Annotated in this window: 18 protein-coding genes and 1 pseudogene; 10 read left to right on the top strand and 9 right to left on the bottom strand. The window is 70.6% G+C overall.

Annotation, left to right across the window (positions count from 1 at the left end):
- From BXA11_RS44645 to BXA11_RS20020, 4 genes are all read left to right on the top strand, one after another.
- On the top strand, positions 1–990 hold a 990-nt coding region (locus BXA11_RS44645; protein ID WP_143734401.1), incomplete at its 5' end, for an endo-1,4-beta-xylanase.
- Between the two features lie 130 nt (positions 991–1120).
- On the top strand, positions 1121–1630 hold the full coding sequence (locus tag BXA11_RS20030) for an HAD domain-containing protein (RefSeq protein ID WP_143734400.1): 510 nt from the start codon (positions 1121–1123) through the stop codon (positions 1628–1630).
- A gap of 76 nt (positions 1631–1706) precedes the next feature.
- Entirely contained in the window at positions 1707–2594 is an 888-nt protein-coding gene (locus BXA11_RS20025; RefSeq protein WP_076436684.1) for a sulfotransferase family protein, read from the top strand.
- Entirely contained in the window at positions 2591–3766 is a 1176-nt protein-coding gene (locus BXA11_RS20020) for a glycosyltransferase family 4 protein (RefSeq protein ID WP_076436682.1), read from the top strand. The genes BXA11_RS20025 and BXA11_RS20020 overlap by 4 nt, the downstream gene beginning before the upstream one ends.
- A gap of 112 nt (positions 3767–3878) precedes the next feature.
- On the opposite strand, the gene BXA11_RS20015 is transcribed toward BXA11_RS20020, so the two are convergent.
- The 3 genes from BXA11_RS20015 to BXA11_RS20005 are packed head-to-tail and all read right to left on the bottom strand — an operon-like array spanning position 3879 to position 9046.
- Positions 3879–6632, bottom strand: a complete 2754-nt coding sequence (locus tag BXA11_RS20015) for a bifunctional YncE family protein/alkaline phosphatase family protein (protein WP_076436679.1) — start codon at positions 6630–6632, stop codon at positions 3879–3881.
- A 3-nt stretch (positions 6633–6635) separates the two neighbouring features.
- Complete coding sequence (locus tag BXA11_RS20010; protein WP_076436676.1) at positions 6636–7991, bottom strand: ABC transporter permease; 1356 nt, start codon at positions 7989–7991, stop codon at positions 6636–6638.
- Positions 7988–9046: an ABC transporter ATP-binding protein gene (locus tag BXA11_RS20005; RefSeq protein WP_076436673.1), complete on the bottom strand. Its 1059-nt coding sequence runs from the start codon at positions 9044–9046 to the stop codon at positions 7988–7990. The genes BXA11_RS20010 and BXA11_RS20005 overlap by 4 nt, the downstream gene beginning before the upstream one ends.
- Before the next feature lie 257 nt (positions 9047–9303).
- On the opposite strand from BXA11_RS20005, the gene BXA11_RS20000 reads away from it, so the two are divergent.
- From BXA11_RS20000 to BXA11_RS41415, 5 genes are all read left to right on the top strand, one after another.
- Complete coding sequence (locus BXA11_RS20000) at positions 9304–10587, top strand: alkaline phosphatase (RefSeq protein WP_030506934.1); 1284 nt, start codon at positions 9304–9306, stop codon at positions 10585–10587.
- Positions 10588–10716: 129 nt separating this feature from the next.
- Positions 10717–11280, top strand: a complete 564-nt coding sequence (locus BXA11_RS19995) for a DUF4291 domain-containing protein (protein ID WP_076436726.1) — start codon at positions 10717–10719, stop codon at positions 11278–11280.
- Positions 11281–11447: 167 nt separating this feature from the next.
- Positions 11448–11810 carry a hypothetical protein gene (locus BXA11_RS19990; protein ID WP_083744413.1) on the top strand — a complete coding sequence of 121 codons (363 nt, stop codon included), beginning with the start codon at positions 11448–11450 and terminating at the stop codon, positions 11808–11810.
- Positions 11811–11877: 67 nt separating this feature from the next.
- On the top strand, positions 11878–12549 hold the full coding sequence (locus tag BXA11_RS41420; RefSeq protein WP_081903399.1) for a hypothetical protein: 672 nt from the start codon (positions 11878–11880) through the stop codon (positions 12547–12549).
- The gene (locus BXA11_RS41415) at positions 12546–13526 is read left to right on the top strand and encodes a nucleotidyl transferase AbiEii/AbiGii toxin family protein (RefSeq protein WP_083744412.1); all 981 of its coding nucleotides are present in this window, start codon (positions 12546–12548) and stop codon (positions 13524–13526) included. Before BXA11_RS41420 ends, BXA11_RS41415 begins: the two co-directional genes overlap by 4 nt.
- Positions 13527–13533: 7 nt before the next feature.
- On the opposite strand, the gene BXA11_RS19980 is transcribed toward BXA11_RS41415, so the two are convergent.
- The 4 genes and pseudogenes from BXA11_RS19980 to BXA11_RS45405 all read right to left on the bottom strand — a co-directional run.
- On the bottom strand, positions 13534–14070 hold the full coding sequence (locus BXA11_RS19980; protein WP_244303586.1) for an NUDIX hydrolase family protein: 537 nt from the start codon (positions 14068–14070) through the stop codon (positions 13534–13536).
- Positions 14071–14191: 121 nt separating this feature from the next.
- The gene (locus BXA11_RS19975) at positions 14192–15043 is read right to left on the bottom strand and encodes a hypothetical protein (RefSeq protein ID WP_076436670.1); all 852 of its coding nucleotides are present in this window, start codon (positions 15041–15043) and stop codon (positions 14192–14194) included.
- A gap of 75 nt (positions 15044–15118) precedes the next feature.
- Complete coding sequence (locus tag BXA11_RS44640) at positions 15119–15859, bottom strand: patatin-like phospholipase family protein (RefSeq protein ID WP_239105057.1); 741 nt, start codon at positions 15857–15859, stop codon at positions 15119–15121.
- 35 nt (positions 15860–15894) lie between these two features.
- Positions 15895–16092 (bottom strand): annotated as a pseudogene (locus BXA11_RS45405) (patatin-like phospholipase family protein); the annotation flags it as partial.
- 278 nt (positions 16093–16370) lie between these two features.
- On the opposite strand from BXA11_RS45405, the gene BXA11_RS19960 reads away from it, so the two are divergent.
- A complete protein-coding gene (locus tag BXA11_RS19960) occupies positions 16371–18170 on the top strand; it encodes an MGMT family protein (RefSeq protein WP_159454810.1) in 1800 nt (599 codons plus the stop codon).
- A gap of 144 nt (positions 18171–18314) precedes the next feature.
- On the opposite strand, the gene BXA11_RS19955 is transcribed toward BXA11_RS19960, so the two are convergent.
- Both BXA11_RS19955 and BXA11_RS19950 read right to left on the bottom strand, forming a co-directional pair.
- Entirely contained in the window at positions 18315–19526 is a 1212-nt protein-coding gene (locus BXA11_RS19955; protein ID WP_076436661.1) for an acyl-CoA dehydrogenase family protein, read from the bottom strand.
- Between the two features lie 57 nt (positions 19527–19583).
- Complete coding sequence (locus BXA11_RS19950) at positions 19584–20549, bottom strand: glucosyl-3-phosphoglycerate synthase (RefSeq protein WP_030506942.1); 966 nt, start codon at positions 20547–20549, stop codon at positions 19584–19586.
- Between the last annotated feature and the right edge of the window lie 208 nt (positions 20550–20757).

The following is a 20757-nucleotide window of genomic DNA, read 5'->3' as shown; positions in this document are numbered from 1 at the left end:
ATCAACGGGGTGATGGCCCACTACAAGGGCAAGATCCCGTACTGGGACGTGGTCAACGAGGCCTTCGACGACAGCACCGGCGGGCGGCGCGACTCCAACCTGCAGCGCACCGGCAACGACTGGATCGAGGTCGCCTTCCGCACCGCGCGGGCCGCCGATCCGGCGGCCAAGCTGTGCTACAACGACTACAACATCGACAACTGGACCTGGGCCAAGACGCAGGGCGTCTACAACATGGTCAAGGACTTCAAGCAGCGCGGCGTGCCGATCGACTGCGTGGGGCTGCAGGGCCACTTCAACAGCGGCAGCGCCTACAACAGCAACTACCGCACGACCATCTCCAGCTTCGCCGCCCTCGGTGTCGACGTGGCGATCACCGAGCTGGACGTCGAGGGCGCCTCGGCCACCACCTACGCCAACATCGTCAACGACTGCCTGGCGGTCTCCCGCTGCGTCGGCATCACCGTGTGGGGCGTACGCGACAGCGACTCCTGGCGCTCCAGCCAGACTCCGCTGCTGTTCGACGGCAACGGCAACAAGAAGGCCGCCTACACCTCGGTCCTCAACGCCCTGAACAACGCCTCACCCAACACCTCGCCCAGCCCCACCCCGCCGGTCAGCCCGAGCCCCAGCCCGACCCCGCCGGTGAGCCCGAGCCCGACGCCGCCGGTCAGCCCGTCGCCCGGCACCTCGCCCCAGCCGGGCGGGTGCAGCGCGACCATGCGTACGATCAACAGCTGGCCCGGCGGCTTCCAGTCCGAGGTCACGGTCAGCGCCGGCAGCTCGGCACTGAACGGCTGGACCGTGAAGTGGACCTGGCCCGGCGGGCAGACCATCAGCAGCCTGTGGAACGGCACGCAGAGCGTGTCCGGCTCCTCCGTGACCGTCCGCAACGCCCCCTACAACGGCTCCGTCGCGGCCGGCTCGTCCACCACCCTCGGCTTCACCGCCAACGGAAGCGCGGCCACTCCGTCCGTCACCTGCAGCTGACCCCTGACCCCTGACCCCTGACGAAACCGGATCCGGTTCGGACGCTGTCCGGCCGGGTCCGGTTTCGCGCTGTCCCACCCGCGCCTTCGGGGGTGGAGGAGCGGACGCCGGCGGCGGGATGATGGCCGTGATGGACGGGACACTGCTGCTGCTGGACGTCGACGGGGTGCTCAACCCCGTGCGACGTTCCTCGCCGCGCTTCCGCCGCTTCGAGTGCGTGGCGGAGGGCGAGTGGTTCCGCCTGCTGCTCGATCCCCGGCACGGTGCCAAGCTGACCGCGCTGCGCCGGGAGACCGGTGCGACGCTGACCTGGGCGACGACCTGGGGCGAACGCGCGAACACGGAGATCGGCCCCAGGATCGGGCTGCCCCCGCTGCCGGTGATCCCGATCGACGGCGACCCTCCCCGCCCGCCCGGTGTGAACCTCAAGACCTGGCACGTCGCCGAGTACGTCCGGGGCCGGCCGTTCGTGTGGTTCGACGACGACCTCGGCCCGGCCGATCTGGAGTTCCTGCACGGCCATCCGGGGGTCGGTGAGTTCCTGGTCGTGGCGGTCGACCCCAGAGACGGGCTCGGCGACGCCCACCTGGACGCGGCCCGCCGATGGCTGACCGCGCGGAGGCGGCAAGCCGCCAGGTAGGACATGGTGGGGTCACCGGTGAGCGAGGGGCGGATTCTCAGGGATTTCCCCGGAAGCCCCGGTAGTCTCGCGGGCCATGACATGGCAGCGGAGGATCAACGGCGCACTCGTCAAGTTCACGGGAGTCCAGCTCACCCGAGTCCCGCCCGCCGCCCAGTCGTCGCCCGCGAGCCCGGCCCCTCCTGCGGCGCCGAAGGAGCTCGTGCGTCCTCCCGCCGACCCTCGCGCCGACCGCCTTCTGGTCGCGCCGGTGTTCATCATGTCCCCGGTGCGCTCGGGCTCCACCCTGCTGCGGTCGATCCTGAACGCCCACCCCGAACTGCACGCCCCGCACGAGATGCACGTCAGGCGGCTGACCGTGGGATTCGGCACGCCGCTGGCCCGCAAGGCCATGGATGCGCTCGGCCACAACCAGGCGGACCTGGAGCACATGCTGTGGGACCGGGTGCTCCACCGCGAACTGGTGCGGAGCGGCAAGCGGACCATCGTGGACAAGACCCCTGCCAACGCCTTCGCGTACGCCCGGATCGCCGCCTGCTGGCCCGACGCCCGGTACATCTTCCTGCTGCGCCACCCCGCTTCCATCGCCGCCTCCTGGTATGAGGCCGACCCCGTCAAGCGCACCAGGGAGGAGGCCGCCTCCGACGCGCTGCGTTACATGAAGGCGGTGCAGCGGGCGAGGAAGGCGCTCACCGGGCTGACCGTGCGGTATGAGGATCTGACCGCCGAGCCGGAGAAGACGACCCGGGCCATCTGCGAATTCCTCGAAGTGGAGTGGGAGCCCGGCATGCTGGCGTACGGCGAGCAGAAGGTGGTGCAGAAGGGCCTGGGCGACTGGAGCGACAAGATCCGGTCGGGCACGGTGCAGCCGGGACGCGACCTGCCCGGGCCGGACGAGATACCCGACCTGCTCAAACCGATCTGCCGCAGCTGGGGCTACCTCCCCAAGGAGGAGGGCCGATGAGGATCCGTTACATGCTCCTGCACGCCTACGGCATGGGCGGCACGATCCGCACCGTGGTCAACCAGGCGAACGCGATGGCGGCGCTCGGCCACGAGGTCGAGGTCGTCAGCGTGGTGCGCCGCCGTGATGAGCCGCAGTTCCAGCTGCATCCCGACGTCGCGCTCACCGCGCTGGTGGACCAGCGTACCGGCGTACGGGCCGACACCCTCGGCCGGCGCGTGTGGCGGAGGCTGCGCGGCAAGATCGTGCCGCACGGCGAGTTCGCCGCGGGCTACTTCACCGAGCGGGTCGAGAAGGCCGTCATCGACTACGTGGCCTCGATCGACGACGGGATCCTCGTCACCACGCGCCCGGCGCTCAACCTCATCTCCGCGCGCCGTGCTTCCAAGAACGTCGTGCGAGTGGCGCAGGAGCACATGAACCTCGGCACCTACCCCGGCCCGCTGCGCGAGGAGATCATCCGGCACTACGGCGCGTTCGACGCGGTCGCCGTGCTGACCCCCAGCGACCGGCGCGAGTACGAGCAGGTGCTGCCAGACACGAGGATCGTCCGGATCCCGAACGCGGTGCACTCGGTGAACCAGGCGCCGTCGCGGCAGGAGCATCCGGTCGTGGTCGCCGCCGGACGCCTGGTCAAGCAGAAGGGCTTCGACCTGCTGCTGCCGGCGTTCGCCCAGGTGGTGAAGGAACATCCGGAGTGGCGCCTGCGCGTCTTCGGCACCGGCCCGAAAAAGGCGGCCCTGCGGGCTCTGATCAAAGAGCACGGCCTGTCCGCGCACGTGACGTTGATGGGCCGGACCAACCGGCTCGACGACGAGCTCGCCCGGGCCTCCATCTACGCGCTGAGCAGCCGGTTCGAGGGCCTGCCGATGGTCATGATCGAGGCGATGACCCACGCGTTGCCGATCGTGGCCTTCGACTGCCCGACCGGACCCGGCGACGTGCTGGCCGACGGGACCGACGGCGTCCTGGTCCCCTCGGGGGACGTGGACGCCCTCGCCGCGGCAATCAACCGGCTCATCGCCGACCGCGACCTGCGGCTGCGCATGGGCGCCGCCGCCGCGGTCACCGCCGGGGAGTACGCGCCGCAGAACGTCATGCCGCTGTGGGAGAACCTGTTCACCGAACTCCTGCTGGCCAAGACGGGCAGCGACGCGCGGGCGCGGCGCTGACCCGGCCGCACGCGTCCGCGGCGCCGGCCGGCCTCCGCCTCGCGCAACGGCGGGAAGGGCCCTTGACCGGCGGTGACGCCGGTCAAGGGCCCTTCCGTCTGTTCGGCCTGCGTCAGCCGTCGTTTTCCGACGACGGGATGTAGGCGCCCGGCACCTGGTCCGGCGCGTAGATCTCGCCGTCACCCGGGTAGGGCTTCTTGTAGTCGTGCGCCTCGTACCACGAGAAGCGGTTCATCTGCTCCGGGTTCCCGGAGTCGGCCCTGGCGGCGGGCCCGTTGAACGCCTGGTGCGACTTCCAGGCGCCCCACTTCTTCGCGATCTCCTGCTTGTCCGCGGGCACCTTCGCCGACGGCGCCGCCGCCGCGGCCGGGTTCTGCGGCGCCGGGGTGTCCGCACCACAGGACGGCAGGGTGGAGCCCGACAGGCCCAGCGTCAGCGACGTGCGGTTCGGCAGGGCGGTGAACGGCGTGTAGTCGGGCTTGTTGGTGAAAGCCGCCGCCATCGGGGTGGCGGCGCTGTCCTTCTGGTTCATCGGCTGGATGCCGAGGATCTGCTCGATGGTGCGGATCATGGTGATCTGCGTGTAGTAGCGGCTGTCCACGGTGCCGTGCTTGGCCCAGGGGCTGATGATCTGGATCGGAGCACGGTGGCCGTCGACGTGGTCGGTGCCGGCCTGGGAGTCGTCCTCGACGACGAAGATCGCCGAGTCCTTCCAGTACTTGCTGTGCGAGATCTTGTCGACGATCTTGCCGACGGCCAGGTCGTTGTCGGCGACCTGGCCGGCGCCGTTCACCGGACCGCCGGTGTGGTCGCTGGACAGCCAGAACATGTTCAGGTTGGCCGGCCCGTTGGCGTCGAAGTCACGCTTCCAGATCTCGTAGCGGTAGATGTCCGGGACGCTGGTGTCGAACTTCGGGAAGCCGTGCACCGACACGTCGTTGAGCGACGGGATCGGCGAGGACGAGTTCAGGGTGTAGGCGGTGTTCGCCCCGGTGGCTTCCATGTTCTTGGTGTCGCAGTACAGGTTCTGCCACGTCGCGCCCGAGGGCTTGGTGAGGAACTGGTGGAACTCACCGAAGTTCCGCACGGTCTTGCCCGCGGCCTGCGCGCCGCTCCAGATGAAGCCGGTCCGCTGGTGACCGAGGGCGTCGTCCTCGGTGTCGTAGCTGCGCAGGTACTGACCGGCCGAGGACTCGGTGTACTCCGGGTTGTCGGCCTGCATCAGCCAGTTGTGACCCTCGGCCGAGTTGGTGCCGATGTCGTAGGTGTTGTCGTACAGGCCGAACTGGCGCGCCAGCGCGTGCTGGTTCGGCGTCACGTTCTCGCCGTACTGGGCCAGCGACGGGTCGCCGTTGCCCTCCGGAATGTCACCGAGGACCTGGTCGTAGGTCCGGTTCTCCTTGACGATCAGGAAGACGTGCTTGATCGTCGAGGGGTCGCCGAGACGCTTCGGGACCGGCTCGGCCTTCTGCTTGTTGCCGTGGGCGATCTTGACGTCGTTCTTGCCCCAGCCGTTCTGCTCGAAGACCGTGGCCGTGGACTTGGCGATCTCCTTGTCGTCCGGCAGCGTGAACCGCTGCAGGCTCGACGTCGTGTCGTGCGTGCCGTGCCCGGCGGCGGTGGTGGGGCGGCGGGCGTCGATACCACGGGTGTTGGAGATCAGCACCTGGTCGCCGACCGTGGTGATCTCCGCCGGGAAGTAGTCGGTCGGGAGCAGGCCGACGTAGCTGACCGGCTCCTGCGGGCTCGTGTACCGGTAGACGGCCACCGCGTTGGCGCGGCCGAGCGTCACCAGCAGGTGACCGTCGTCGGTGAGCGTCACGGCGTCGGGCTCGTAGCCCACGGAGGACTGCGGCCACGGCTGGGTGGCGATGGTCTGGACGACCTTGTCGGCGGCGGTGTCGATGACCGACACGTCGTTGGTGGCGGTGTTGGTGACGAACAGCGCGCCGTTCTTGACGTACAGGCTGGTCGGGTGCAGGCCGACGTCGATGCTCGAGGGGACGGCGGACGGGTTCGCCAGGTCGATGACGCTGACCGTGCCGGTGGTGGTGGCGCCGGTCTTCGGGTCGGCCGGCACCTGGGTGCCGTAGGAGTTGATCGTCGTCTCGCCGGGCTTGGCCGGACGGCCGCCCTCGTTGCTGACGTAGAGCTTGGTGCCGACCATGACCATGTCACGCGGGGCGTTGCCCACGGCCCAGCTCTGCTGGATGGCCCCGGTCGCCGCGTCCATGGCGACTACCCGGTTCTGACCGTTGACGGCGACGTACACGGTCTTGCCGTCGGCGGAGAACACCGGCTCTCCCACCAGCGCGCGCTTCGAGCCCTGCGCGGCGATGGCGATGTTGACCGGGGCGGCGAGGGAGCCGTCCGGGTTCACGGTGAACCTGGTGAAGCCGTCGGCCCGGCCCAGCCACAGCTGCGAACCGTCGGGCGAGTACGTGGGGCCTTCCTGGCCCACAAGGTTGTCGGTGATGCGCAGGTTCGCCGCGGCGTTGTTGCCGACGACCTGCTGCACCTTCCAGTTCTTCAGGTCGACGATGACGAGCGCCATGCCGCCGTCGGTGACGGAGGCGGCGAGGTGCGTGCCGTCCGGGCTGAGCGAGGACGACATGATCTTGCCGTTGTCGATGACGAGACGCTCGCCGATCGGGTTGATGTACTGGTCACTCGACACGACCAGGCCCTTGTCGGTGGTCTGGCCGACTTGCTGGGTGCCGAATACGTCGGTGGACGCGTAGGCGATGCCGCCGCCGGTGACGACGAGAGCGGCGGTGGCGGCCGCGAGGAGGCGGGTCCGCCTGCCGGTGCGTCCGCTGAGGAGTCCGGTAGGGACCTTGGCGACGCGCTGGCGCGTGACGTGCATGAATCATTCCTTCGGGGTGCTTGCGAGCAGGTCGACGTTCCCGTCGAACTGCCAGAGGGGGTTGGGTGCGTCCCCGGCCGGGGTGCGCACCTGGAAGTAGCCGTTCACCTCCTTGGGTCCGTCTCCGTCGGCGACGTACCGCCCGTCCGCGGTGACGTCGAGCTGGTAGATGGCGGAGCCGACGGCGCTCGCGCCCGGCAGGTGCCAGGACACGACGCACCGCCAGTCGTTGCCCGGTCCCCGGTCGAGGACCCGGGAGCCGCCCTTGTCGCAGGACGCGGACGCCCCCAGCTGCGCCTCGGTGACGTCGGGGCGATGGAGCTCCCGCGTCTGCAGCCGATAGAGATGGGCGTACGCCGTGGCGAGCGAGTCCTGCAGCTTCCCCTTCTCGATCCCCGAGCCCGTGGCCGGGGTCGCGACGGCGATCACGCCCACGGTGAGGACGACCAGTGCGGCCAGCGGCAGGACCGCCGCCACCACGACCCGCCGGCCCGACCCGTCGTACGCGAGGTCGGTAAAGTCGCGGCGCAGGAACAGCCGGTAGGCCAGCGCGGTGGCGGCGACCGCCCAGACCACGCTCACCGCGATGCCGATGAGGAGGGGGCCGGTCTGCGCCGGGCTGGTGAAGAGCCCGCGCCAGGCGATGAAGGCGCTGTTCGGCAGGGCCGCACGCACCGCCACCGGCAGCGGGAGCAGCTGTGCGAGCTGCAGCACCAGGGCGAGCAGCGCGGGCATCAGCAGCCCCATCGGTGAGCGGCCCAGGGCCACCGAGCCGAGGAGCCCGACGGCGGCGAACGCCACCGTCGGCGCCAGCACGCACAGCCAGGCGAGCAGAACCGTGGCGGCGGCGTCCGCCGGGGCGAGGAGATGGCCGTCCAGGCCGGCGAGCGGCCGGTTGCCGACCGCGGCCAGGCCGCCGATGACGCCCGACGCGGCCAGCCCCGCCACCAGCAGCAGGAGCACGGTCAGGCTGGCGAGGCCCTTCGTCACGAAGATCCGCCTCGGTGAGCGGACCGCCACGAGGAGGTGGCGCCAGGTGCCCAGCCGGTCCTCGGCCGCGAAGACGTCGCCGGCGACCAGCGCCGTCAGCAGCGGAAGCGCCCAGCTGCACGAGAAGTCGAGTACGACCAGCGCCCCCGCCCAGCCGGTCGCGTTCATCCAGCGGCCGAAGACCGTGTCGGCGGGGAGCGAGCTCTGCAGGCTCACGGCGGCCACGAAGCCCGCCGGGGCGATCCAGCAGGCGAGCAGCAGCAGGCGGATGCGCCACTGGGAGAGCAGCTTGGCCAGCTCGAACCGGTAGCCGGGCAGCATGGGCGCCGGCCGGACGCCGACCGGGGGTTGGGTGACGGTTGCGGTCATCGCAGGTTCTCCTGATCGGTCTGCGCCTCCTGGCCGGTCTGCGCCTCCTGGCCGGTCCGCTCCTGCTGGCCGGTCCGCTCCTCCTGGGCCTGCGCAGGGGTGATGCCCGCCCCGGTCAGGGCGAGGAACGCGGCCTCGATCGGCGTCACCACGGGCGCCAGCTCCCGGAGCGCCACGCCGGCCCGCACCAGCCGTACGACCAGCTCGTCGACGGCCGGCACGGGCCCGCGCACCACGAGTGCGTCGGCGTCGAGTCGTTGGGCGGGGTCGCGGCCGGGCACGACGCGGAGCCCGGGCGTCTCCGACGCCAGCCGGTGGGCGGCCGCGGGGTCGGAGGTGAGCAGCCGGTAGTCGAGCTCGCCGCTCTCGGCGGCGAGCTTGCTCACCGGCCCGGAGAAGACGACCCGTCCGGTGGCGAGGATGGTCACCTCGGAGCACAGCGCGGCGAGGTCGTCCATGCGATGGCTGGACAGGACCACGGCGGCGCCGTTCGCGGCGAGTCCGGCGATGACGCGGTGCACGTGGTGCTTGCCCGCGGGGTCAAGGCCGTTGGCCGGCTCGTCGAGGACGAGCAGTCGCGGCTTGGTGAGCAGCGCCGCGGCCAGCCCGAGCCGCTGGCGCATCCCCAGCGAGAAGCCCCGGACCCGGTCCTCGGCCACGTCGGAGAGCCCGACCTGCTCCAGCGCGTCGTCGACGCCGGTGGCGCCCCCGGCGTCGTACCGGCCCAGCGAGGCCAGGGCCGCGAGGTTCTGCCGTGCGGTGAGCGAGGGATAGAGCCCGGGCCCGTCAACGAAGCCCGCGACGCCGCCGGGGACGGCGAGCGTCCGCCCGACCGGCGTACCCAGGATCTCGAGGCGGCCGCCGTCCGCGACCGCCAAGCCCAGCAGCAGGCCGAGGAGCGTCGTCTTGCCCGCGCCGTTCGGGCCGACCAGGCCGTGGACCTGCCCGTACGCCACATCGAGGTCGACGCCGTCGAGTGCGGCCACATCGCCGAAGGACTTCGTGATCCCGCGAGCCCGGACTGCCGGGCTCCTGTTTTCGTCGACTTTTCCCATCCGTGTCCTTCCTCGGCAGCCGGCACTCGATCGCAGGTTCGTTGATCGGTACGGCAGCGAGAAAGTTAGACCCACTAAGGACGCTGGACGGTGTGCACCATGACAACACTGGGTTTACGCCGAGTAAACAAAGATCGTGACAGGCGGGAGACCTGGCCCGAGCGGTTAAAGATGTCTCCAGGCCACGTTCACCTGATGGTGGATTTTCGACCGTAATATCCCCGTCTTGCAAACAGATACCCACTTGGGGGTTTTACATGGGTTCCTCCCGCACGCGTCTGCTGCGGCTGCTTGTCCCTACGACGACTGTGGCCACGGCGGCGGTCGTCAGCGCGGTCCTCAGTCCTGGCCTGCCCGCGAACGCCGCCACCTCTCACCACGACGGGGGCCGGGCACGCAGCGTGATCTTCATCAACGGCGACGGCATGTCCGCGGCTCATCGTGAAGCCGGCCGGCTGTACCTGACCGGCCTCGGCGGACAGCTGGCCATGGACAAGCTCCCGGTCTCCGGGCAGCTGAGCACCAGCCCGCACGACCCCAAGACCGCCGTCACCGACTCCGCCGCGGCGGCCACCGCCTGGGCGACGGGGACCAAGACCTACAACGGCGCCATCAGCGTGGACGTCAATGGCAAGCCGCTGCCGATCCTGGGTCGGCAGGCCAAGGAGGCGGGCAAGTCCACCGGCCTCGTCACCACGTCTCAGGTGACCGACGCCAGCCCTGCCGCGTGGTTCTCCCAGACCGCCGACCGCGACTCTCAGGACGAGATCGCGCGGCAGTACCTGGCGGTCAGCAAGCCGGACGTCATCCTCGGCGGCGGCGAGGACTGGTGGCTCCCCGCGGGCACGCCGGGCGCATGGCCCGACAAGCCCGCCGAGGACCCCAGCGAGGCCAGCAAGGGCACCAAGGGCAACCTGATCGACAAGGCCAAGCGCGCCGGCTACCAGTACGTCTCCAGCGCGAAGGAGCTGGCCCAGGCGAAGCGAGGGAAGCTGCTGGGCCTGTTCAGCAACGAGGAGATGTTCCAGCAGAGGCCCGAAGGCCAGGGCGACGTCTACGCTCCGGCCGTGGACCTGGCCACGATGACCAAGAAGGCCCTCGACACCCTCAGCACGAACAAGAAGGGCTTCTTCCTCTTCGTCGAGGAAGAGGGCATCGACGAGTTCGCGCACGAGAACAACGGCTCCCGCGTGCTCCAGGCCATGGCATCCCTGGAGAAGGCCGTCAAGGTCGCCAGGGCGTACGTGGCCGCGCACCCGGACACGCTTCTCGTCATCACGGGTGACCACGACTGCGGCGGCCTCACCGTGGAGGACACCTCCGACACCGACGAGAGCGGCAGCGACCTGTCGACCGAGGACGGCCCGTTCCCGATCCACGGCAGCAACCTCAAGTTCGTCATGGACTGGACCACCACCGGGCACACCGGCGTGGATGTGCCGGTCACGGCCGAGGGACCCCTGTCCACCCTCTTCACCGGCAAGCACCCCAACACCTACGTGCACAAGGTGCTCTCCCAGGTGCTGACCTCACGGCACTGAACGGCCGCCCGTCGCGCCGCCGCCTCCGTCGGCGGCGGCGCGCGGATGGCGGTGCCCCCTCGGCGCCGGCGATGACCGTCGGCGATAACCGGTTGCCCGCCCCGACACGAGGTGGCGACACTCGGCGGCATGAACCTTCCCTACAGGCAGATTCGTGCCTCCTACACCGAGGAGGCCGTCACCGTCTACCAGGCCTACGATCCGGACATCGCCGGCAGAGCCGTCGCGGCGCAACGGTTCGTGCCGCCGTTCAAACGGGAGCGGATGACCTGGATAAAGCCGTCGTTCCACTGGATGATGTACCGCAGCGGCTGGGCCGCCAAGCCCGGCCAGACCCGTGTGCTCGCCATCGAGATCACCCGCGACGGCTTCGAATGGGCGCTCGCCCGTTCCTGTCCCAGTCATCCCGGCACCGGCGACGACCACGCCTCGTGGGCCGCCCGGCTCCGCGACAGCCCCGTCCGGATCCAGTGGGATCCCGAGCGTGACGCCCACCTGAACCCGCTGCCGTACCGGTCGATCCAGATCGGCCTGTCGCGCGAGGCCGTCGACCGCTACGTCGACCAGTGGATCGTCTCCATCACCGACATCACAGACACGCTCGGCACGGTCCGGGCCGGCGCCTCCGCGCCGCCCGCCGAACGGCCCTATCCGCTGCCGGCCGCCCTCGCCGCCGTCGTCGGCGCCGCCTGAGCAGGGCGCGTTCTCCCGGCCTGTGCCAGACTTCGCGGCGATGGCGTCCGATCCCCTCACGCGCGCGACCGCATCCCTGTACGGCCTGGCATTGGGCGACGCGCTCGGTTCCCACTTCTTCGTGCCCGCCAACCGCGAGGCGAGTCACCCGGTCGAGCCTGCGCAAGGTGGTTCCGTTCGCCGCTCCCGTCGCCATGTCGCCGCCGGAGCGGGTGTGGAGCGACGACGACTGGGCGGTCATCCGGCTCGGCCACCGGCCCGTGGGCATGGACGACCGATGGTCCGCCTACGTGGAGAGCGACACGCTGCACCTGCACCGGAGCTGGACCGGCCACCAGATCTACGAGGCCCGCTTCGGCCGGACGCAGGGTGGCCGGTTCGTGGTCGCCGCCCGGGTCGAGGCCGACCGCGGGCGGCACCGGCGGGTCGGGGACGCGTACGACCGCCTGCTGCTGGAGCTGCTCGTCGACACGATCCTGCTGCAGCGCCACGACCCCCGCCGATGGGACGAGCTGGCGTCCCTGCGGTGAGGCGGGCGGCCGTGCGGCCGGATAATCCCGATGCCGTACGCCCGCGCGCTCGATTATGGTCGTCGTCATGCCACAGTCCCCCCGCACCGGGGATGCGCCGGGAAGCGCCACGCCACCGGTGAGCGGCCCGGAGTTCAGGGGCGTCTTCGACATCCATCTGACGGTTGCCGCCGACGACGTCGCGCCGCTCGCCGCCTGGGCGCGGGAGAACGACGCCAAGTTCACCCACATCGTGCTCGATCGCGGGACGGTCCGCTCCCAGCCGATGCTCACCGTCCGGGGCGCGGGCACGCTCAGCGCGCAGCGGACGGCCGCCGCAACACACGTGGCGCGGTTGCGGGACGAGGGGTTTCGCGTGGTCCGGGTCAAGATCGAGGCGGCTCCCTGGAACGAGGACGTCCCTCCGACCGCCGAGGCCGCCGCGGCGATGCCGGACCGCTACTTCGAACATCACGTCAAGGTCGTCCTCCGGGGAGACCCGGCGCCCCTCACCGATCTCGCCGTGGTCCACGGCGCGCACGTGTCGCGGAACGCCCGCCGGCGGCGCGACGACGGTTCACACGAGCGTTTCGTCACGCAGCGATGCCGGGGTGTCGGGCTGGCCACGGCGGACCGCCGATTCGAGGGACTGCTCGCCGACCTGGAGCGGCACGGCTACGCCGTACTGGAAGCCGAGCGAGAGTACGTCGTCCACGACGACAACCCGGATGCCGACCACGGCTGGATCGAGGAGAGATGACGTCGAGCTGGGAGCGGTTCCCGTATGTTTCCCTCCCCGAGGGAGTCACCGTCCCACCTCGCGGGACGCAGGGCTTCCCGGAGACCTACCTGCCGGTCGCGAACAGGCCGGGCATACGCCAGCCGCCGATTTTCGACCCGGCGCTGAAGCAGTTCGACCGTGCGTTCCGGGCCGGCGAACCGATTTTCGACGACCCAGAGGCCGGGCGCCGGTGGCGGCAGGCCCGCCGCCAAGCGATCGATCATCTCGTCCGGGTCATCGCCGAGTCCCCGTGGCACGAGAACCTCGTGCTGCGCGGCAGCCTGCTGCTCGAGGCGTGGGTGGGCGAGGAGGCGCGTGAACCGGGCGACCTCGACTGGGTCGTCGTCCCGCCCACCGTGGACATGGTCAGCCCGCTCACCGCCGCGATGTTCAAGGGCGTCATCGCCGCCGCCGTGGCCGGACCGGCCGACGGCGCGGTGACCTTCGACCCGGGCGACATCGCGACGGACGAGATCTGGACCTACGACCGCGTCCCCGGGCGGCGGCTCGTGTTCACCTGGCGGGCCGGCGACCTTCCGCCGGGGACCGTCCAACTCGACTTCACCTTCAACGAGCGCCTTCCCGTCCCGCCGGAGGTCGCCCTGATCCCCCGCTCCGGCGGGGGCGAGCCCACGCCGATCCTCGCCGCCTCCCCGGAGCTGTCCCTGGCCTGGAAGCTGCTCTGGCTGGCCTCCGACATCTGGCCGCAGGGCAAGGACCTCTACGACGCCGTCCTGCTCGCCGAGCGCGTGACGCTCCCCCGCGATCTCATGCACGAGGTTCTGCGCGACGCGCTCGGGGAGCGCGAGGCCGGTGACTTCGGCCCGGAGACGATCCGTTCTCTCGAGGTGGACTGGGACGAGTTCCGCGCCGAGTATCCCCAGGTCACCGGGAACCCCTGCGAATGGCTGGACCGGCTGGCGTGGGCGCTCGGCCCGGCCTTCGCGAAGAAGTGACCCCGGATCAGGTCAGGCGGCCGACGTAGGCGAGCGCCTGCTTGAGCAGCACGCCCTGACCGCCGGTCATCTCCTGCTGGACGATCGGGGCGGCCGCCTCCTCGGGCGTGAACCACTCCAGGTCCAGCGCGTCCTGCCGGGGCCGGCAGTCGCCGCGCACCGGGACGATGTACGCCAGTGAGACCGCGTGCTGGCGGGGGTCGTGGAACGGGGTGACCCCCGGGGTGGGAAAGTACTCCGCCACCGTGAACGGCGTCGGCGAGACCGGCACGCTCGGCAGCGCCACCGGCCCGAGATCCTTCTCCAGATGGCGCAGAAGCGCGTCGCGGATGCGCTCGTGGTAGTACACCCGCCCGGACACCAGCGCCCGGCTCACGGTGCCGTCGGCGCCGATCCGCAGCAGCAGGCCGACGCGGGTAACAGTGCCCGTGTCGTCCACGCGCACAGGCACGGCGTCCACGTACAGGATCGGCATCCGGCCCCGCATCGACTCGATCTCGTCGGGAGCGAGCCAGCCTGGCGTCGTTTCGGTCATTTCGGTCACGGATCGATCGTACTTGCCCAGGCGGGGAGCGGTTCGCAGGTCGGCGCAACCCGTGCCGCGAGTCCGGCCACCTGCTCCCCTTGACCGCAGGCCGCGACGAGAAGCCGAGGGCCATGCCGGGTCATCCGGTGGCCGTGTTCACCCTGCCTCGGGCGCGGACCGTGCCGTTGTGACGCCAGATCCGCGGGTGGACGTCGGCGGGGGCCGATCCCTCGGGGACATCTGCCAGGACCTCGCGACGAGAGACCCCGGCGACGGCGACCCGCCGCCGATAGTCGGAGAAGATCTGCACTTCGCCGTCGCCCCAGCGCAGCGGGCTGTTCGACGCCTCCAGATAGACGTAGTCCATACCGTGGCGCATGTCGTCGCCCAGCGCGGCGACGTCGACGGCCCATTCGCGCAGCCGCGCCGGCGGGGCGCGGAAGACCAGCGCGCCCCCGATCCGTTCCACGGCGGCGCCGTGGTCTGCGGCCGGCGGCTCCCAGCCGGGCCATCGACGGAACTCCCGGCACTCGCGGACGCGCTCACGCATACGGGCAAGCTCGGCGTCGAGGCCCCATGTGTGCCAGCGGACCGTGCCCTGAGAGGGCTCGGCCATACCCCGGCGCAGCCGCCGGATCGCCTGCGCGGTGACGGTCGTCAGGTGCGCCGGGACCAGCACGATCGGGTCGGCCGGCTCGGCGTCGAACGGGTTCGGGTCGAGGTGCGGACGGTCGATCACGACCACGGTGCCCGGCAGGCGCTGGAAGGACAGGCCCCACAGCAACCTGCCCAGCAGGCGTGCGCCGTGCAGGTCGGACAGGATGTGCCAGGTCTCGTGGAAACGGTTGGTGGACAAGCGGGCCCGGGTGCCCGGCCGCAGGGTGATGACGCTGTAGTCGCGACCGTCCGCTCGCAGCGGGCGGCGGTGCAGCTTGAGCCCGTCACCGATGGCGGCCGCCGTACCCGGCCTCGGTCGCTTATGCTCCGGCACGTCTCACCAATCGTCTCCCTCCTTGGGCTCCGGCACTGCTCATGAAAGCCGCGCGCACGCGTCGGCACAACCGAATTAGCCCGGCCGGCGCGGCCGGTGGTCCTCGTCGTGCGGGGGGCACAGCGGGCGGGCGAGACGAGGGTGCGGTTCACGCCGCTCCAGCCAATGGGCGGTCGACAGGGTCGCTCGCTCGATCATGTCCGCCGTACCGCGGAAGTCGACCGGCAGCACCTCGACGGGGCAGAGCGGCGGCAGCACGTGCAGGCGGGTCCGCCGCCTGTTCTGCCTGATCGAGGCGCTGATGCGCTGCTCGCTGAGCAGGTTGTAACCGTGCAGGGCCATGGCGATCGCCGTCGACGGCGCGGCCGGCAGGTGGCAGGAGAACCCCGGCGCCAGCAGGTACGCCTCGTCGGCCCCGGCGTCCACCGCGTAGTCCAGGGTGGTCAGGTCGGCGACGCCGCCGTCCATGAGCACGCGGTCGCCTATCGTCACGGTGGGATACAGGGCCGGGATCGCGGTGCTGGCCAGCACGGCCGGCAACGCGGGCTCCCGCGACAGGACCACCGGCCGCCCCGTCCGCACATCCGCGGTGAGCACCGACAGCGGAATCAGCGTCTCGTCCAGAGCGCGGATCGGCAGGATGCGTTCGAGGAACCGCCGCAGGGAGGAGTTCTCGAACAGGTAGTTGCGACGGCCCAGCAGGGCCGCGGCCAGCGTGGCCGGATTGAGCGGGAAGGTGTAGTTGAGCAGGCCGAACGCCTGCAGGGCTCCCCGCAGGGGATGGAAGGGAAGGTTTCCGGCCAGTGTGCGGAGCACGTCGGGCCCGCTCCCGGATACACGTCGTGGCTGCTCACGGACAGCCACAGCCGGGCCAGTTCCTCCACACCCGCGGCGTCGGGGCGGGAGGCGTAATAGGCGCCGTTGAGCGCCCCGATCGAGGCGCCCACCACCATGTCGGCGCGGATCCCGTGAGCGGTGAGCGCGCGGAGCATGCCGACCTGCGCGGCTCCCAGGCTGCCGCCTCCCCACAGGATGAACGCCGTCGTCATCGGCCGCTTCCCCACACTCCCCCGGCCCCGGTTCCCCTTCCTACCCCCGTACGACCCCCACGCCACCCGCCCTCCTCAAGAGGTGAGGGTTATGTGAGACGAGGGACTTTCACCGAGCCCTTGCTTATCCTGCCGGGGGCGACAGTCGAAAGGCAGGAATCCCCCCGATGGCCTATGCCGACAAGATCTCTCCGATTCTCCGCGCCACGCTCGAGCTCCTGCGTGAGGCCGGACGGCCGCTGCGACCCGAAGAGGTTCGCAAGGAAGTCGAAGGGAGAGTGACGATACCCCCGGAGCTCCAGGGGCCCAACGCGCACGGCCAGGCGCGGTGGTGGGCGCAACTGGGCTTCCGCACGGGAGAGGCCGCGTCGCTCGGCTGGATGACCAAACGGAACGGCTGGGCGATCACCGAAGCCGGCGTCCGCGTGCTCGACGACTTCGAGGGCACCGAGCTCTACCGCGAACTGGCGCGTCAGTACCGGGCGAGGCGACTGCCGCCACAGGGTCGTGTCTACAGCGATCCCCGCTGGAGCATCGTCCTGCAGGCTCTGGAACGTCTGGAACCGGGCCACTGGACCACGTACGGCGACCTCGCGGCCCTGGTGGGCATGTCGCCGCAGTCGATGGGAGGCTTCATGGCCGAGAGCGCCGACACCGACCATGCTCACCGGGTCCTGCAGTCGAGAGGGCGGATCTCCCCTCAGTTCCGCTGGCTGGACCCGGAACGGACCGATGATCCGCGTGAGGTGCTCGAGAAGGAAGGCCTGACCTTCGACCAGGCAGGCCGGGCCGACCCACGGCGGCACATCACCGCCGACCGGTTCCGTACGATGCTCGCCCAGGCCGGCGTCGTCCTGCCCCGGGCGGGCGGCCCCGAGCCCACCCCTCCGCCCGACCCCACTCCTGCCGCGTTCGAGCAGTTCCAGCAGAACCTCGAGTACGCCCGGCAACTCGTCGACGGCGGCCGCAGCCTGGAACGGCTCGGGGTCGGCTCCTTCGACGTCACCGACCTCTACCGCGCGGCCTGGACCCAGGCCGTGGCGGCCCTCGACCATTGGGTCACGCGCGAGATCGTCGACCGGGCCGTTACCCTCGCGCTGACCCCGGGCGAGCCCCGCCCCCACAAGTTCACCAACCTGAGCATCCCCGTGGAGTTGTTCGAGGACATCCACCACCGCAACGAAGACCTCGGCAAGGCCTTCCGTACGCATCTCGAGCGCCATTTCGCCTTCATGACCTTCCAGAACCCGGACAAGATCAAGGAAGGGTTCGCGCACGTCAGCACGGTGAACCTCTGGGTGAGAGTCGCCGAGGTCCTGACAGGGCAGGACGCGAAGAATCCGATCACCGCGGACGGCGTCCGTACGAGGCTGCGAGAGATCGCCTGGCGCAGGAACAACATCGCCCACACCGCCGACCACGATCCGGTACGCCCCGGGCAGAAGGCCTCGATCACCGCAGACGAGGCGGAGGCGACCATCGAGTGGCTCGAAACGATGGCCATCGCCATCCAACTGGCCCTCGGCGACACGCTTCCCGCCCCGAGTCCCGACAGCCCGAGTGAGATGCAAGGCGCCCCTTCGACAGCCGGGGCAGGGCCGGCCGCCGGCTCCCGGGTGAAGCGCACGTGGGACGAGCCCGGCTTCCTCCAGGCCGTCGAGCAGTATTGTCCCGCCGACGTTCGCGAGACGCTACTGGCCGTTTATCGTCACGCCGAGAGCCACCCGTCCTTCCACGAGTACTACTTCGGTAATGGCGAGTATCCGTCGGTGACCGCCTGGTTCAACCTCGGCTCGGACACATCCTCCGTATGGAGCATCTACACCGGCCCAGCCAAGTCCGTCATGGCCGTCAACTTCGGGTCCATGCACAACCACGGCGCATCACGAGAGCGCATGGCACGGCTCGCCGACAGGCTCGGCGTCCTTGCGGGATCGGCCCGGCTGCGCGACCAGCTCGAATCCGCCGCCTACGCGAAATACCCCTCGCTCCAGCCGGCCGCCCTCGCGCGTCCGGAGTCCCAGGAGATCATCATTTCGGCCCTGAACGAGTTCCTGACCGGCGAACCACCCCACTGATCAGGACGCCAGGATGTCCCGCCGCGTAGGCGGGCTGGGAGACAGCGGTTCCGCCGGCGGCTGGAACGGCAGCCGCCGGCGAAGATCGGACGTGCACCTCATCGGATCGCTCTGCGCGCCGAGCAATCGGCGCCGCAGCCACCGCTAACGGACGGGGAGGCCGGTGACGGCGCGGCCGATGATGAGGCGCTGGATCTCGCTGGTGCCCTCGAAGATGGTGAAGATCTTGGCGTCGCGGTGGAAGCGCTCGACCGGGTGCTCGCGGGTGTAGCCGGCCCCGCCGAGGATCTGGATGGCCTGCTCGGTCGTCCAGACGGCCGTCTCGCTCGCGACCAGCTTGCTCATGGACCCTTCGGCATGCTCGAGGCGCCGGCCGTGCCGGGCCATCCACGCCGCCCGCCAGGTCATCAGCCGGGCGACGTCCACCCGGGTGGCCATGTCGGCCAGCAGGAACGCGACCGCCTGGTTCTCCCCGATCTTGCGGCCGAACTGTTCGCGCTCTCGGGCGTAGTCGCGGGCGTACTCGTAGGCCGCACGCGCGACGCCGACGGCCATGGCGGCGACGAGAGGGCGGGTGGTCTCGAAGGTCCGCATCGCGGCCTGCTCACCGGACCGCTCGCCGGCGCGCACCCGGGCGAGCCGCTCGTCCAGCTTCTCCTTGCCGCCCACCAGGCACCGGCCGGGCACCCGTACGTCGTCGAGGACGACCTCGGCGGTGTGCGAGGCCCGGATGCCGTGCTTCTTGAACTTCTGCCCCTGGGACAGGCCGCGCGTGCCCGGCGGGACGATGAAGGACGCCTGCCCCCGGGTGCCGAGGGAGGGGTCGACCGAGGCCACGACGACGTGGACGTTGGCGATGCCGCCGTTGGTCACCCAGGTCTTCACGCCGTTGAGGACCCACTCGTCCTTCGCCTCGTCGTAGACCGCTCGTGCCCTGATCGCACCGACGTCGCTGCCCGCGTCCGGCTCGGAGGAGCAGAACGCGCCGAGCTTGACGTCGTCGGCGGTGCCGAACATCTGGGGCAGCCACTCCCCCATCTGCTCGGGGGTGCCGTTCGCGGCGATGGATGCGGCGGCGAGGCCGGTGCCCACGATCGACAGGCCGATCCCGGCGTCACCCCAGAACAACTCCTCGAACGCCACGGGAAGGCCGAGCCCCGACTCCTCGAACCACTGCTGGGCGAAGTAATCCAGCGAGTACAGCCCGATCTTGGCGGCCTCCTGGATGACCGGCCAGGGCGTCTCCTCGTGCTCGTCCCACTCCGCACCGGCCGGGCGGACGACGTCCCGGGCGAACTCGTGGACCCAGTCGCGCAGTTCGCGAAGGTCGTCGCTCAACTCGGGGCAGAAGGTCATCGGGGGCTCTCCTCTCCTTGGTGTTACCAACGGTAACAGCACGGCGGAGGGAGCCGATCAGCGCAGCCGGGACGCGTACTGCGGGACCGTGGCCATCGGCGGGCGCTCGGCCACCCCGACGTCCCGGGTCAGCGGGCGGTGCCCGGTGGGGCCGCGTTCGAACTGGACGAGCCGCGCGGACGGCTCGTGCAACGGAACGATCTTGTCTTGGCGCTCCAGCCGCGCCCAGGCGGTGTGCATGATCTGCCCGGCCATCCCGCCGAGCGCCTCCGTCGACTGGTGCGAGTGGATTCGGCGGCCCAGGTCGACCTGGGCGAGCGCGTCGAGCCCCAGCATGTCGAGAAGGTCGATGAGCAGTCCCAGCTCCACGCCGTATCCGGTGACGAACGGCACCCGTTCCAGAACCGCGCGGCGGCCGGCGTACTCGCCCGCGAGCGGCTGCACGAACCCGGCGAGCAGCGGCCAGTGCAGGTTGAGCAGCGGACGGGCGACCAGCTCGGTGACCCTGCCCCCGGCGTTCGGTTCCGTCGCGCCGAGCAACGGCCGGTCGTAGCACGCCTTCACGTATCCGACCGCGGAATCGGCGAGCAGCGGCCCCAGCAGGCCGGTGACGAACGAGGTCCGGAACTCGCGCAGGTCGGCGTCGACGAACACCACCAGGTCGCCGGTCGTCACCGCGAGGGACTTCCACAGAGCCTCGCCCTTGCCGTCGTAGCGCGGATCGTCCAGCTCGGGCAGGATCTCGTCCTGCGCGAAGACCTTCGCCCCGGCGCGTAAGGCCCGCGCCGCCGTGTCGTCGGACGACCGGGAGTCGATCACGACCAGCTCGTCCACGAGCGGCACGGCCTCGACGAGGTCGCGCCGCACGGCGGAGACGATCTCCCCGACCGTCTCCTCCTCGTTCCTCGCGGGCAGCACCACCGAGATCGTGGCGCCTCCCTTGGCGGACAGCAGGGCGCGGGCCGGCCAGTCGGCCGCAGACGAGGTACGCCGACTCAGCCAGGCCTCCACCTCAGCCAGCACGCCCGTCCTCCCCCTGTCCGCCACGTTTACTGGCATCACCTTATGCGGCGGCCGGAGGAGGCGATCAGCGCGAGCCCCCTCCGAGCTCCGGCATGAGCGCGGTGTGCCGCAGCGTCCGCAACGCCGAGGGATCGCCGGCGATGCCCGCGAGGCCTTCCAGCCGCCGAGCAGGAATGCCGGCCGCCACCCGAGCAGGTCGACGAGCGCC

This window comes from Microbispora rosea (assembly GCF_900156315.1).
GTDB lineage: Bacteria > Actinomycetota > Actinomycetes > Streptosporangiales > Streptosporangiaceae > Microbispora > Microbispora rosea.
This window is presented reverse-complemented; position numbering and strand designations above follow the sequence as displayed.